Genomic DNA, 15,045 nt, shown 5'->3' on the forward strand with positions numbered 1-15,045 from the left:
TTGGATTTATCATCATGTCCATGAACCTGGATCCTAATCATCTTCTAGGTGTTTGAGGATTATTTGGAGAAATGATGGGCCCGCTGGCGCTACTCTTTGGGCCGCCTGATATACATATCATATATATGTATATAGCGGATGTATATATCGCATATATTATATCACGCCGCCCTTAAGGGCACCCTCGCAGAGTTATATACAATAACCTATATCGGATATACATATCATGACATAGTTCAAAACATGTAGAACAAGAGTGAGGATCTATCAAAAAACTTTTTCACTATTCTGGATTTATCATAAGGCCCATAACTTGATTCTAATCATCTTCCAGGTGTTTGAGGATTATTTTCCGTATGTAGGCGCTCATGCTTGTATTTGGCGGGACTCTGCTTTTAATGGCCTCAATTTCATCAGAGTAGAGTCTGACAACAAGAGGTTCCATGTTTATAAGTCCTCCTTTCGGTCTCCTGTTAACCATACTGATAACACCTCTGCATAACCTTTGCCACATGGAACTTATAAAAATTTATAATTTATCGCCAATTTCCCTCCGCCCCCATTCCTGCTGCAGAAAGCCAGAATAGGAGGACTGCAGAATGGATTCAGAGAACCAGGGACATGGAGGTTATGGGCTGTGAATAAAAAAATAAGTTGGGTTTAAAGGTCCATTTTCAGGAGCTCTTCAAGTTCAAGTCGTGTGATACCACATTTCTTGGCATGGAATTCAAGGGTATCGGCGCCGGTGAACCTATCGATCTCAGTCGGTTCGCAGTCGAATGTTTCAGCTATACTCCTTATGGTCCTGATTGACTCCATGACCATCTCATCAACCTGTACCTCGTCTGAGTACCTTGATTCGAGGAGCTGCAGGTATTCCTTTTTCCTTTCGATCCTCCTCTTCGTGGTTTTGAGTTCGTCCTCAAGTTCCATGATCCTCTCCCTGAGGGTCTCAATCTCAACAAGGATCTTCGTGTTCTCGTTGCTGATCTTCCTGGCAAAGTAGTCGATTGCATCGCCGTAGGTGTAGTTGCTGTTCTTTATGATCACCTTTGACTCTGGTTTACACCTCGCAGAAACCAGAACCTTCACCATCTGCATGTTCACTCCCTCAGAAGTGTTTCGGCGTCGTTCAGGAGTTTGACAAGCCTCTCGAATGCGTCTATCGCCTCCATTATATCCTCTTCACAGACATCGCTCATAATGTACACCTCCGAAATTATTACTATAATTAGTATTAATTTATTATATATAAATATTATCAAGGGTTGTGAAAAAAAGAAAAGGGAATCTGAAGAAAAGGGAATCTGTTAAGGTGGAAAAATCAGCCGCTGGTCCTCTTACTGAGAATCTCCTTGAACTCGGGATGGTCCCTGAATAGCTGGATCAGCTTTTCGGTCTTCCGGATCTCATCCTTCATCTGGTTATAGATCCGCTCAACCTCCCTCAGACGCCTGTAATCCCTGTCCTCAATCGTCCTGACCTCAACGCCATCAATGGAGAGGTAGGGGAGGGCCTTCATGTACCTCCTCTTGAGGTCCTCAGGGTCCATGTACCAGTAGGCCCTGTCCACATCAGATATCTTATGACCTGCAAGGAAGTCAGCAAGGATCTTGTCCCCGATCTTGTTTATGATGGTGGATATGAAGTACTTCCTCAGTGCATGGGCCCGCCAGAAACTGTAGGCACCATCCCTCTTCTTGAAACCAGCCTCGAGGCCTATGCGCCTGAAGTTTGTTACTATGATGTCCCTGTCAATGTCCTCTCCGTTCCTCTTAACAAAGAGGGCCCTCTCATAGTCCCTGACCCTGATCTTCTCATTGCGTCCGTACATCCTCTCCTTGAGGTAGTTTATGATCTCCCTGGTGGCCTCAGGGGGTATGAATGTCATGTAGCGGTAGTTCACCTTCTTCCTCACGATGTCCAGGGTGATGATCTCTTCCCTGAGTTCATCCTCGGCCTCGAAGAGGTCCTCCACCGTCTTCAGTTCACGGCCGATTGCATCGCCTGCAGCGTCCAGGAACTTCCTGATGGTGAGCCTCCTGGCCTCTGCCTGGGCCATCCCTGAGAGTGCCATAAGGTAGATAAGGGCCTTCTCCCTGGGGGGTGCCATGCTCACAAGTGCCCTGAGTTCCTTCCTGGTGATTAGCCTCCCGTAGTTCTGCTCCAGGCAGATATCACCTGAGGGCCGTCTGATCCTGGGGAGTTCTATGTCCATCGCATCATAGAATGATCTTATGGCATAGTAGTAGAGGTTGATGGTGGAGGGGGCCTTGTTCTCATCCTCAAGGGCCTTCCTGAACTTCAGGAGGTGCAGGTTTATTCTGCGGTTTCTCATCCTGATGCCAGATTCCTCCTCGGCCTCTGCCTCGGTTATGAGTTCTACAGGTGTCATGCCGGTGACCTCACAGTACTTCTTGAGGCACTGGAGGTAGGTCTTGAAGGTGGACTTCTCCAGGCCCTGGCGAAGTACCCAGGTCTCAAAGACTATCTGGTCCGAATCTCCGAACTTCATACGACATCCTCCAAAAATATTATTTAATACTCCCTCTTAAATATCTTATTACAAATAGTGTTTATTCGGACCATATGTTCGTAATAGAACGGTATAGCGAACTAAATTTCAATCCCATTTTGGTCTGATTTTAACCTATGAAAATTGGATCACAAGAATAGAAAAAACCCAGTTTCAATCCCATTTTGGTCTGATTTTAACAAATCGGAGCACACGCAGAACAACTCATACTCACAGACCGTTTCAATCCCATTTTGGTCTGATTTTAACCTTCGTGATCCTTACCTGGCGCCCGTTCAAGCTGCGTTTCAATCCCATTTTGGTCTGATTTTAACGAAACAAAAGAAAGACTTGACAGGGTATGGGAAGAAGGTTTCAATCCCATTTTGGTCTGATTTTAACTTTTTCGAAGAGGTGGCCGATAGGGTCATCCTATTCGAGTTTCAATCCCATTTTGGTCTGATTTTAACTCACCGAACTTGTACCTTCTCCTGCAGATCGGGCGTTTCAATCCCATTTTGGTCTGATTTTAACCTCAGGATCGGATTCTCAAGTTCAACGCGGAGCTTGGTTTCAATCCCATTTTGGTCTGATTTTAACCATGAGAACATGGTTCAGACAGCCCTGGAAGGAGACCGTTTCAATCCCATTTTGGTCTGATTTTAACCTCAGGATCGGATTCTCAAGTTCAACGCGGAGCTTGGTTTCAATCCCATTTTGGTCTGATTTTAACCATGAGAACATGGTTCAGACAGCCCTGGAAGGAGACCGTTTCAATCCCATTTTGGTCTGATTTTAACCTTGGAAAGACAGGCCAATTCTGGAGAGTCTAGTTTCAATCCCATTTTGGTCTGATTTTAACTGAAAACCATAGAGAGACTGGTGGATGGGGGTTTCGAGTTTCAATCCCATTTTGGTCTGATTTTAACCCATCCAGAGGAAGATGAATGCGGATGAATACCGTTTCAATCCCATTTTGGTCTGATTTTAACCCTCGAAATGTTCTTCGAGGTAGTGGGAAGTATTGATGTTTCAATCCCATTTTGGTCTGATTTTAACTGACATGATGAGGATGAATGTTCGTGGAGTGATGAGGTTTCAATCCCATTTTGGTCTGATTTTAACTCATTTTCTGAGAGCACGTGTTTTCTTGGTGGGTTTGTTTCAATCCCATTTTGGTCTGATTTTAACTGACACAAAATGAATGTGGTAGAGAAAATAATGGATGCGTTTCAATCCCATTTTGGTCTGATTTTAACTGAAAACCATAGAGAGACTGGTGGATGGGGGTTTCGAGTTTCAATCCCATTTTGGTCTGATTTTAACCCATCCAGAGGAAGATGAATGCGGATGAATACCGTTTCAATCCCATTTTGGTCTGATTTTAACCCTCGAAATGTTCTTCGAGGTAGTGGGAAGTATTGATGTTTCAATCCCATTTTGGTCTGATTTTAACGGATGAAATGGTCTTCAGGTTCTGGGCCCCAGGCGAGTTTCAATCCCATTTTGGTCTGATTTTAACGAATCAGTGACGGGGTATACAACGTAGTCTAGTTTCTTGGTTTCAATCCCATTTTGGTCTGATTTTAACGAGATATGTACAGGTGATCTTGATGGATAATGGGGGACGTGTTTCAATCCCATTTTGGTCTGATTTTAACCTCTTCTCCTACGGCGGCTACTTCAATGACCTTCGCGTTTCAATCCCATTTTGGTCTGATTTTAACACCACCCACACCCACACAGAAGTACAGGTGCAGGTGTTTCAATCCCATTTTGGTCTGATTTTAACCAGATGGAGGTGAGATAATGAGAAACGAGAAATTGTTTCAATCCCATTTTGGTCTGATTTTAACCTGACGTCATTATCTTCCTTCAGACCCACATGACCTAAGTTTCAATCCCATTTTGGTCTGATTTTAACATGAAGCCCTCAGGGGTATGCGGACGGATCTCGTTTCAATCCCATTTTGGTCTGATTTTAACACGGACTTCTGATACGGACCACGATACGGATCACGATAGTTTCAATCCCATTTTGGTCTGATTTTAACCTCAAGTTACGCGATGATGACAGTGAAATCCTTGAAGTTTCAATCCCATTTTGGTCTGATTTTAACCTTGATACAGACAGATATGGACAGATATTGACTTCAGATAGTTTCAATCCCATTTTGGTCTGATTTTAACGACGCCGAGGCAAAGGGAGACAGGAGCATCTGGCTTGTTTCAATCCCATTTTGGTCTGATTTTAACCTTCACAGGATGGTGGAGGAGACCGCCACATTCTAGTTTCAATCCCATTTTGGTCTGATTTTAACGGTTCCCCGCCATGGAGGAACCCGTAGAAGTTGAGCTGTTTCAATCCCATTTTGGTCTGATTTTAACCCTCCACGACCTCCAGAAAACCAAGGAGGTGGAAATTTCAATCCCATTTTGGTCTGATTTTAACGGAAACGAATAGAAACAACGTCTTTTCCGGAAGTAGGGGTATTTCAATCCCATTTTGGTCTGATTTTAACCCTCCAATGAGGCCTTTGAAACCTCATAAGCGGATTATTTCAATCCCATTTTGGTCTGATTTTAACTCATTTAAACTGATAAAAAAAATATGGTTATTGGCATTTCAATCCCATTTTGGTCTGATTTTAACGTAAACACTACATGATAGCATATAATTATGCACCCTTATTTCAATCCCATTTTGGTCTGATTTTAACCAGAACCTGTAGTGGAGTTCACCTGCATGAACCCAGATTTCAATCCCATTTTGGTCTGATTTTAACTCTCGAATTCGATTCCTGCCTCTGATTCTATCCTTCTGATTTCAATCCCATTTTGGTCTGATTTTAACTCTACGCACCTGATGGTTTCCAGAAGGTGGTGACAACATTTCAATCCCATTTTGGTCTGATTTTAACCCACCATAGCCAGCATCATCCTCAGAATAACCCACCATTTCAATCCCATTTTGGTCTGATTTTAACCAGAAACAGTCCTAGAAGAGACACTTGAAATTCTAATTTCAATCCCATTTTGGTCTGATTTTAACCAGCGAGCCAATCAAGAGCCTCACCGCCCTTCCTAGATTTCAATCCCATTTTGGTCTGATTTTAACAGGGTTATTTACATACAGTAGATGATATCCTCTCAGATTTCAATCCCATTTTGGTCTGATTTTAACGAAGTGATATGAATGAAGAGAACAGAAATAATAGAGATTTCAATCCCATTTTGGTCTGATTTTAACGCGGTGGAGTGTATGATCCACGCCTCTCCTGAATCAGATTTCAATCCCATTTTGGTCTGATTTTAACTAGGTGAAAGAATGAGAGAGAAAACGGTTGAAGAACATTTCAATCCCATTTTGGTCTGATTTTAACCGAACACCCCAGGGAGTCAGTGGAGGCCTTCATTGAATTTCAATCCCATTTTGGTCTGATTTTAACCAGTACCTTTTCCTGTTCAGCAGGCTGCGTAAGACCTATTTCAATCCCATTTTGGTCTGATTTTAACAGAACCCCAATGCCCAGTACCTTGTGTTCCGTTTTATTTCAATCCCATTTTGGTCTGATTTTAACTCTGCGCAAGGAATACTAGAGGTGCATATAGTGCATGATTTCAATCCCATTTTGGTCTGATTTTAACAGGTCTTTGAGGACCTCTACGGGGATCCATATGAGAATTTCAATCCCATTTTGGTCTGATTTTAACAGGGCGGATTTTTTCTCTGTTTGACCCTTAACGCTATGAAATTTCTCCTTTCAGATATATAAATTTGTCGACCCCCAATAATGCACTCCATTTATAAAGGAAGACGACTCAACAAAACATCTCCAAATAAAAAAATAAGACACAAAAATAATCTAAAACAATTTTAAAACAATTATGACAAGATAAATAATCTCTGGTGCCTGTTCAAACTTTTACAGTTAAAAAGGAGTTAAAATAACTTATTGTTATTAAAATTTTCCTGTGAATTTTCATGGGATAGACGACTGAACCAGAGACCTTAAAATAACCAATAAACAGTCAATAACACCTTAAAATAAAAATAAAAGAATTAAAACGTGCAAGGGGATATTTAAATCAATTATGCATTTTTAATAGCTCAGATTATCATCAAAGTCATCCAGTAACCCCTGAAGGTCAATCAGATAATCTGAATCCGCATCATCCAGAGCCCTGAGCATTCATAGGCTTCCCTGGGGGTTATCAGGACTTACATGACCATCAGTTAATGGTGAACTCCCTTAAACTCAGGACAGATAAAAGGAGGGAAGCGCATCATAAAAGATATAACCCCTCAGCTGAAACCTTCATATGATGATAAAATCAAAGTACGCATTCCTCCAGAGGCTAACAAGGGACCTTAAGATGAAATCAACCAGTGTGGGTGAGGAACTGGAGGGTGCAACACCTCCATCGGTGTTCATAGGAAGCTGGAACTACCCGAAGGTATACGCCGGACCCATGATAGCCCCTCTCCAGGGGGAAGTGGAGATATTCGACTCCCCTGAACGATGGATACCTGAAGAGAAGACCCAGGAGGAGATCATAGACTACCGACTCAACCTTGTAAGGGGAAAACAGCTTGTGGGGGTAAGGGACCTTGACACTAAACTCGTCGAGAAGCTCCAGGAGATATCCCTCTCATCAGGGGCTATTGAAAGCGAAGCAAGATTCAGGAAAAAACCCAGGGGACTATTCTTCAGTGAGGAACAGACCCCCCACGGTCCAAGCGCAGTCATAGAAAACTTCGAGATAGATAACGTCCGCTGGGACCGTGAGCTTGAAAGGGCCTACTATGACACCGACCTGAAGGCCTCGGAAGCCATAATAGAACTCCACAGCAGGGAGGTACCATTTTCAGCCGTCCAGAAGGCCCTCTCGGTGGGTGCCCTCGGTGATGGCAGGAGAAGGAGGCTGGTCCCCACAAGGTGGTCCATAACCGCCTGTGACAGCACACTGGCAGACCACTTCATGAAAAGGGTGGTCGAATATGAAGTCCTGGATGCATATCACCTCTACGAGTTTGAAAGCCTCCAGAACCATTACCTGGTACTCCTGACACCATCAGAATGGCAGTACGAGTGGATGGAGGCCTTCATGAAGTCTGATAAACATGCAATGATCTTCTCGGACCATGAAACAGGACCCGGTAAGAGGGAGTACTCAAGGGTGGGTGGCTGCTACTACAGTGCAAAGATGGCTGTCCTTGAGGCCCTTGACAGGATCGGGAGACAGGCAGGCGCATTCATACTCAGGGAGGCATACCCTGGATACGTGCCGCTGGGTGTCTTCAACGTCAGGGAGAACGTCAAGAATGCCATGAAGGAGGAGCCGCTCATATTCAATGACCTTAAAGACGCCCTTAAGGTCATGGACAGTAAACTGCGACTTGGACTTGAAAGCTTCATGAAGAGGAGCAGCCTCCTTAAGGACCTGGGGGCTTCAAGGCAGACCACGCTGGACTCATTCTTCAGCTGACCCCGACGGGACCCCCATGATTCAAAGGAAAATTAGACCTCACTTCATGTATTAAGGATCCAGAAATTTGATAAAGAATGTGATGAACATGAAACTTAGATTCAGAAGACCATCCCCTGAAACAAGGAGGGCTGTCTGCAGGGCAGCGCTCTACGATGATATACCCAACCCTGAAGAGAGGATAAAGGAGATCACCGGACATGAGGCTGCCCTCCTGGTGAACAGTGGCAGCGCAACCATACTCCTTGTTGCATCACGCCTCGAGGGTTCCATACTTATACCGGACCAGGGTGGGTGGCGTGGCTTCAGGAGGATTCCGCCGATACCTGGAAGGAAAACCATCCCCCTTAAGACAGAAAGGGGTCTGATCAGCCCCGAGACCCTTGAATCGGCCCTTGAAGAGACAGGGGCCTCGGCACTCCTTGTAACAAGCTTCGCAGGTTACACCGCTGAACAGCCCATCAAGGAACTGGGGGAGGTGTGCAGGTCCCATGGCGCCATCCTCGTGGAGGATGCCTCAGGCAGCGTCTCGGACCCTGAGGGGAGGCTGTGCAACGGGAGGTACAGTGACATCATCCTTGCATCAACGGGTTCCCCGAAGACCGTCAATGCTGGTGGCGGCGGATTCGTATCAACATCCATCCCCGGCTTCCTTGAGAGGGACGCCCTTGTCTCATGCCTCAGGGCAGACCCCTATGTGAGGGCTGCCGTCGCCCTTGAACTTGAAAGTGCCGGGGTCAACCTCAGGGAGACCCTGAGGGCGTGCAGTTACCTTAAGAAGAACCTTGAAGGGGCCCTGCACCCTGAAAGGAGGGGTGTGAATGTTATCATCCCCTCGGAGGATCCGAGGAGGGATGCCAGGGTGCTAAGGGGCCTTGTGAATGCTGATGGCAGAAGCATATTCACTGCCTGCCCCCTCTATGACAGGGTTCTTGAGGATGCGGTTGCGGTTGAGGTTAAAAACCTTGATGTCAGGTGCCTTACAGATGAAAACCTTGAAGGGCTTGTTGAGATAATCAGGGGCGTCATCCCGGAACCATCATAACATCCCATACAGCTACTCAGCATGACCCAGATGAATAAATAATCAGCATGAAAATCCATATTGAAAATCATGAAAAGTAATCTTAGACTATCTCATGGATACTGAACCCGTAGCATGAGAATCCACATAAGACCATGGAAAGAGGACCTATGAATCAATAATCAGCATGGTTGTCCTCTCGATGAGGGCGTCCTCAACTCCAAGAAGATCCGCCTCAGTGCCAAGGCCGTAGAGCCTCCTGAGGTACTCTTCATCGGGTTCAAGGACACCGTCATCCCTCTGGAATCTTGAATCAAGGAACTCCAATCCCTCATCGCAGTCAATGAGGACCGCGCAGATCTCCATTTCACCTTCACGTATACCGAGGAGTTCAAGGGCCCTGCTTATCTGCCTCATCCCGGCTATCCTGAGGCAGACCTCAATACCGGTGTCAGAGGATATGTTGTTACCCCTCTCAAAGGCCCTTACTGCATGGAGGGCTCCATGTAGGGCGTGGTCCCTCCCTGCCACTGCCCTGGCATCAAGGAGCTGGATGGTGCCCCTGAACTTCCTCAGTTCAGATAGTATGCCTTCAACACTCCCTATTCTCCCCCTGTAACCTGCAACTTCTATCTTCACCCTCAATCACCATGAATGGTCTCAGTCCTCATAGGCAAGGAGACGGTTAACCCCGCTGAGGAATGCCTCCACACTTGCCATGATGATGTCTGGCTGTGTGCTCCTGGCACTTATTATCCTGTCCCCGCGTCTAAGTTTTATGATAACATCGATGAGGGCGTCGGTACCCCCTGTTATGGCATCCACGTGGTACTCTTCAAGGGTTATATCTGCAAAGTCAGCGAGGCTCTTCTTTATGGCCACTATGGCGGCGTCCACAGGTCCAACACCTGTGCCTGCCTCAAGGACCTCATTACCATCAACCTTCAGTTTAACGGATGCAGTCGGCGTAACCCTGTTACCCGAGACTATGGTGACCTCCTCAAGGTCAACCACCTTGTCCTCCATCAGGCCGAGCACGTCCTCGGTTATTGCCTGGAGGTCCACGTCGGTGACGCATTTACCCATATCCCCCAGGGCCTTCACCCTCCTGAATATCTCCATGAGCTTTTCATCGCTCACCTTGAGGCCGAGCTCATGGAGGCGTTTCCTCAGGGCATGTTTGCCTATGTGTTTGCCCATGACGAACCTTCTCCTGTGCCCTACCAGTTCGGGTGTTATGGGCTCATAGGTTTCGGCCTTTTTAAGCACTCCATCGGCGTGTATCCCTGATTCATGTGCGAAGGCGTTCTCCCCGACTATTGCCTTGTTTGGCTGGAGGTAGACCCCTGTCATCCTTGCAACCATCCTTGATGTTTCATAGAGCATCTCTATGTTGATGTTTGTTTTCACATTATAGAGTGAGTAGAGGGCCACCACCACCTCCTCGAGGGCTGCGTTCCCTGCCCTTTCACCTATACCGTTTATGGTTACATGGACCTCTGAGGCGCCGGCCCTCAGCCCTGCAAGGGAGTTTGCAACCGCCAGTCCGAAGTCGTTGTGGCAGTGGATGCTGAGGGGTGCTCCGAGTCCTGAGAGTTCACCGTAGAATTCATAGGAGCGTTCGGGTGTCAGCATGCCGACGGTGTCGCAGGCACATATCCTATCTGCCCCTGCCTGGATCCCCTCGGTGAATATCCTCCTGAGGAATTCCATCCTGCTCCTTGTTGAGTCCTCTGCAGAGAGCTCCACAGTGAGGCCATGTTCTGCAGCGTACTCCGTGCACTGCACTGCCTGTTCAAGGACCTCCTCCTCGGTCTTCCTGAGCTTGTGCTGGAGGTGCAGGTCAGAGGTTGGTACCACCAGGTGCACGCTGTCAACGTCGCATGAGATGGCCGCGTCTATGTCATCCTGGACAGCCCTTGCGAAGCTGCATATCTCTGCATTAAGGCCCTCGGAGGTGATCATCCTGATGCCCTCCCTTTCACCCTCTGATGTGATGGCTGAGCCTGCCTCGATGATGTCCACGCCCAGTGAGTCGAGCTTAAGTGCTATTCTAAGTTTCTCCTCGGGGGTCAGGGATACCCCCGGTGTCTGCTCTCCATCCCTCAGTGTGGTGTCAAGTACTCTAACCTGCAATTGCATCCCCTTTCAAGTTTTCATAAATGTTTCCATGGGATCTCTTAGTTTCTAAGTCTATATAAATGTAGATATCATCCATTCACAGCTTCCCGGGCAGGGTAACTGTGTGTTCAGATCTTCTCAATAACCCTTATAACCCGTGTGAGGCTCCTGTGCATCCTTATACTGTATTTTTCCCTTACATGGAACCTTTCATCCATGAGGGCCTCAAGGTCTATGTAGTGGGGGGCCGCCATGCATATGGTCCCATCATCCTTTAGAAGTGGGTGTGCCGAGTCAAGGAACTCCCTGTAGAGTTTTTCGCTCTCCTCGCCTGCTGTTGAAGCGGATATGCCGTAGGGAGGGTCTGTTACTATGGCATTTACAGGTTCCTGGAGTTTCAGGTCCCTTGCATCGGACCTTATAACCTCGAAGTCTGTTATCCCGTAGTGTCTGAGGTTCTGCTCTGTCCCCTCAACCATCTTCCAGTCTATATCCGCCCCGATGACGTAGATTCCCATGAGCCCTGCCTCTATGAGGATGCCTCCGGTGCCGCAGAAGGGGTCGAGCACCCTGTCACCGGCCCTGACACCTGAGAGGTTAACCATGCACCTTGCAAGCTTGGGGCTCATGGAGCCGGGGTAGAAGAATGGCCTCAGATGGGGTTTTGCCTGGTTGAAGTGGTCCTTGGTGATCTCTGCAAGTCTCCTTGTTATCAGGAACCTTTCACCTGCAAGCACTGGCCTTATGAGTGTCCATGGATCCTCAAGGTCAACGGCTGCACCGGTATCCTCCTTAATGATGGCTCCGAGTCTTCTTTCAAGTTCCTGCGAATCGATTTCCCCGTCAAGTTTCCTTATTCTCACCGCGAAGCTGCCCTCGATGATGTCCTTCCATTCAATTGATCTGAAGGCGTCCTCAATATCATCGACCCCTGAGGATGTGAGGAGCTGGCATACCTCATGTGCATATGCAAGTCTCTCCTTAAGGATCCTGTGGGCCGGGGAGGGTGCATCTATAATTGCGTGGCCCTTCCCTGCCTCCTTTATGCTGAAGCTGATCTTTTCTGCCTCAAGGACTGCCCTGAGTTCTGCCAGGGGGAGGCTGGGGTGTTCCTGTGAGAGTATCACTAGTATTTCCATATGCCGGCCACCCTTTTAAGAAGGAATGATGGAATGATCCTGAAGAGGAGCCCCCTCCTTATGAACTCCTTTATGAGGGGTGTCTGTATGTCCATGTCACCGTACCTTGATATTATATCCTCTGCACCGTACTCCTTCATCTTCCTGAATATGTGGTCCAGGTCATCATCTGAGAGCATGGCGAAGGTCTTCTGGACCCTTAACTGGTTCTTTATCTCCTCACTGTAGATTCTCCTGCACCCCTCCCTGTAGGTTTCAAGTAGCTTTATGTCATCCTCAAGGGCCATCTGGATGGCGTCTGCAGCGGCAAGGGCCGCCCTTGAACTGAGGACTATGCCGCCGCCGGTTGTGGGTTTAACCTGTCCTGCGGCGTCACCTATGACTAGGAGCCTGTCCCTTAGGGTTTCCATTTTATTATCATGGAGGGGTATGAAGCCATGGTACCGTTCAAGGACCTGGAAGTCCGAACTGATACCTGAGAGGAAATCCCTGAGGATGTCTCCTGCATCCCTGAGGGGTCCGAAAAGCCCCACCCTTGCGGTTCTCTCATCCAGGGGTATCCTCCAGATGAAACCCGGTGAGAGTCTGGAGTCCACCTTCAGGTTAACGAAGTCAGTGTCCATTTCATGGTCATTGAACCTTACAAGGCACTGCAGTGCATGGTACTTCCCTCTGGCTACCCTGGACCCCCTGGCATCCACTATTACGCCTGCACTGAACTCCTGGCCTTTCACGTATACCGTTCCTGTTTTCTCCTTGAAGCCCCTGACAGATGTTTTGAGTTTGATCTCTGCCCCTGCTTCACGGGCCAGGTCTGCAAGGTACTGGTCGTATGCTGTCCTGTCAATGACGTGTGCCTCCGGCCTGTCCTTTGAAACCTTAAGGGTTACCCCGGAGGGTGAATGGAGGAACGCACCCCTTACACTGTTTATTATGACTTCATCGGGGAGCATGTTAACCTCCCTTATCCTGTGTGAGACCAGGCCCGCGCACTGGAGGGGCACCCCTATTATTTTCTTCTTTTCAAGGATGCATACCCTGAATCCCCTCTCTACCAGGTGCCTTGCAAGGGTTGATCCGGCCGGTCCTGCCCCCATTATGATAACATCATAGTCCCTCATTCTTCACCATCCTCTTCCCTTAACCTTTTAAATTTCCTTGAATGTCTCTCCATAACGGAACCCATGTTACCTGCGTACTCCTCTTCCTGTTCCTCTTCCTCATCGGACTCCCAGAAGGATGGGTCTGAGAACCCTGGTTTATCCGGAGTCTCATCTGAGAGCTCCCTTATTATCTCGGCTGCATGGTCCGCTGCCCCTCCTCCGGTGGATCTGTTGATATAATTCTCTATCCTTGAGGGTGATGGTGCATCCTGAAGGACTATGTGCGTCCCCTCATGGCCCCCGTAGACCTCAACGTCAGCGGAGTTAAGCAGCCTCTCGGTGAGGCCCTGTGAAAATACGACGTCAACTATTTTATCGTGATGGATGTAAAACCTTTTCTTCCTGATGACGCCTGATTCAACAATAACCCTCTGGTCCGTCACCAGGTATCTCCTGTTCCTCCAAGAGAGCACGTCCCACATTATACTGATAAGTAATATGAACAGCAGTGATAGGAGGATGATCACCGCAGTGCTGGCGAAGTTGAACCCGTATCTTTCAAGGAATACCCTTGAGAGGCTCCCTGCGAATTCAACCGTCCTCTGGAAGTAGTAGACTATTATGAGTGAGAGTATCACCTTAATAAGCGTTGATCTGGAGTTTAGAATGAACCTTGGATGTGCCTCGTAGAGGATCCTTTCACCAGGATAGAATCTGTCTCTGCCAAACATATTAATCACAGTGAAGCCAAGATATTCTGTAAAACAGTTAGCTGACTAAGATTAGGTATGTGGTTCATCTTTTTATATTTACTGGTATGGGCGGATGCTGGGGTCTTGAAATTATGCTGGTGTACCCCGACTCTTTGATGATGAAACAGCCTCAATTAATATGCTGGTTGATATGATGATCAGTGAGAAGATAAATATTGATGAGACAAGGATAAAACTTGTAACAGACGTTACTGACCATGGTCTTGCCGGGTTTATTCTGGGGGAGAGGATGCTCCTCAAGGAATACATAAGGAGGGATCCGGAATTTCTAACCTCCCTTGAGCCGGTGCATGTTGAGGAGGGCCCCCTTATTGTGAGGATGATGTCCCGGGCTGCGAGGAAGGCTGAGGTCGGCCCGATGGCTGCAGTTGCAGGGACCATATCACAGCTCTCACTGATGCACACCATGAAGCTCGGCTCAAGATGCACGATAGTTGATAACGGAGGCGACATAGCCCTTATAAATGACCGTAAGGTTACCGTGGGTCTCTATGCGGGTTCTTCATCCCTTTCAGGTGAGGTGGGCTTCCTTATAAAGCCCGGAAAGGCGCGGGGGATCTGCACCTCATCGGGAACAGTGGGTCACTCGATAAGTTTCGGGAGGGCGGATTCTGTGACGGTTTTTGCATCTGAAGCCAGCGTAGCAGATGCCCTGGCCACATCAATAGCGAACAGTGCAGGGGGTCCTGATGAGAGGTCTGCTGTTGAGTCTGCCCTTGAAAGGGCTGATGACTTCCGTGAGCACTTCCGGGGGGTTATGGTTGTGGTTGGGGAGCATGCAGGGACTGCTGGAAGGATCCCTAAACTAGTTAAAACCAGGAAGAAAGCCGTCCTTGGAAGCCTCTGGGAGGAAGTCTGAATTCCTGAAAACAAGCTCATA

General features: G+C 47.6%; 11 protein-coding genes and 1 CRISPR repeat array. Of the genes, 3 read left to right on the plus strand and 8 right to left on the minus strand.

Going from position 1 to position 15,045, the window contains the following annotated elements:
• Nucleotides 1-319: 319 nt before the first annotated feature.
• The 3 genes from N5910_RS05625 to N5910_RS05635 all read right to left on the minus strand — a co-directional run bounded on the left by N5910_RS05625 (nucleotide 320) and on the right by N5910_RS05635 (nucleotide 2,515).
• Complete coding sequence (locus tag N5910_RS05625; RefSeq protein WP_261599400.1) at nucleotides 320-481, minus strand: hypothetical protein; 162 nt, start codon at nucleotides 479-481, stop codon at nucleotides 320-322.
• Between the two features lie 179 nt (nucleotides 482-660).
• The gene (locus tag N5910_RS05630; protein WP_261599401.1) at nucleotides 661-1,101 is read right to left on the minus strand and encodes a hypothetical protein; all 441 of its coding nucleotides are present in this window, start codon (nucleotides 1,099-1,101) and stop codon (nucleotides 661-663) included.
• 223 nt (nucleotides 1,102-1,324) lie between these two features.
• Nucleotides 1,325-2,515: a tyrosine-type recombinase/integrase gene (locus N5910_RS05635; protein WP_261599402.1), complete on the minus strand. Its 1,191-nt coding sequence runs from the start codon at nucleotides 2,513-2,515 to the stop codon at nucleotides 1,325-1,327.
• Nucleotides 2,516-2,620: 105 nt separating this feature from the next.
• Nucleotides 2,621-6,229: direct repeats of the CRISPR family, unit length 30 nt; unit sequence ATTTCAATCCCATTTTGGTCTGATTTTAAC.
• A gap of 612 nt (nucleotides 6,230-6,841) precedes the next feature.
• On the opposite strand from N5910_RS05635, the gene N5910_RS05640 reads away from it, so the two are divergent.
• A complete protein-coding gene (locus tag N5910_RS05640) occupies nucleotides 6,842-8,005 on the plus strand; it encodes an Nre family DNA repair protein (protein ID WP_191216591.1) in 1,164 nt (387 codons plus the stop codon).
• A gap of 82 nt (nucleotides 8,006-8,087) precedes the next feature.
• Nucleotides 8,088-9,050 carry a DegT/DnrJ/EryC1/StrS family aminotransferase gene (locus tag N5910_RS05645; RefSeq protein WP_261599403.1) on the plus strand — a complete coding sequence of 321 codons (963 nt, stop codon included), beginning with the start codon at nucleotides 8,088-8,090 and terminating at the stop codon, nucleotides 9,048-9,050.
• Between the two features lie 147 nt (nucleotides 9,051-9,197).
• On the opposite strand, the gene cgi121 is transcribed toward N5910_RS05645, so the two are convergent.
• From cgi121 to N5910_RS05670, 5 genes are all read right to left on the minus strand, one after another.
• Nucleotides 9,198-9,668: a KEOPS complex subunit Cgi121 gene (cgi121, locus tag N5910_RS05650; RefSeq protein WP_261599404.1), complete on the minus strand. Its 471-nt coding sequence runs from the start codon at nucleotides 9,666-9,668 to the stop codon at nucleotides 9,198-9,200.
• A gap of 21 nt (nucleotides 9,669-9,689) precedes the next feature.
• Entirely contained in the window at nucleotides 9,690-11,165 is a 1,476-nt protein-coding gene (locus N5910_RS05655; protein ID WP_261599405.1) for a 2-isopropylmalate synthase, read from the minus strand.
• Nucleotides 11,166-11,278: 113 nt separating this feature from the next.
• Nucleotides 11,279-12,289 carry a TIGR01177 family methyltransferase gene (locus N5910_RS05660; protein WP_074359078.1) on the minus strand — a complete coding sequence of 337 codons (1,011 nt, stop codon included), beginning with the start codon at nucleotides 12,287-12,289 and terminating at the stop codon, nucleotides 11,279-11,281.
• Entirely contained in the window at nucleotides 12,277-13,410 is a 1,134-nt protein-coding gene (locus N5910_RS05665) for a geranylgeranyl reductase family protein (protein WP_074359079.1), read from the minus strand. Before N5910_RS05665 ends, N5910_RS05660 begins: the two co-directional genes overlap by 13 nt.
• Nucleotides 13,407-14,123, minus strand: a complete 717-nt coding sequence (locus tag N5910_RS05670) for a PH domain-containing protein (protein ID WP_261599406.1) — start codon at nucleotides 14,121-14,123, stop codon at nucleotides 13,407-13,409. The genes N5910_RS05665 and N5910_RS05670 overlap by 4 nt, the downstream gene beginning before the upstream one ends.
• A gap of 175 nt (nucleotides 14,124-14,298) precedes the next feature.
• Between N5910_RS05670 and N5910_RS05675 the strand changes: the two genes are divergently transcribed.
• Nucleotides 14,299-15,024 (plus strand): UPF0280 family protein, encoded by a 726-nt coding sequence (locus N5910_RS05675; RefSeq protein ID WP_261599407.1) that lies wholly within the window; start codon nucleotides 14,299-14,301, stop codon nucleotides 15,022-15,024.
• The last annotated feature ends 21 nt before the right edge of the window (nucleotides 15,025-15,045 follow it).

The sequence above is a fragment of the Methanothermobacter wolfeii genome, assembly GCF_025397995.1.
GTDB lineage: Archaea > Methanobacteriota > Methanobacteria > Methanobacteriales > Methanothermobacteraceae > Methanothermobacter > Methanothermobacter wolfei.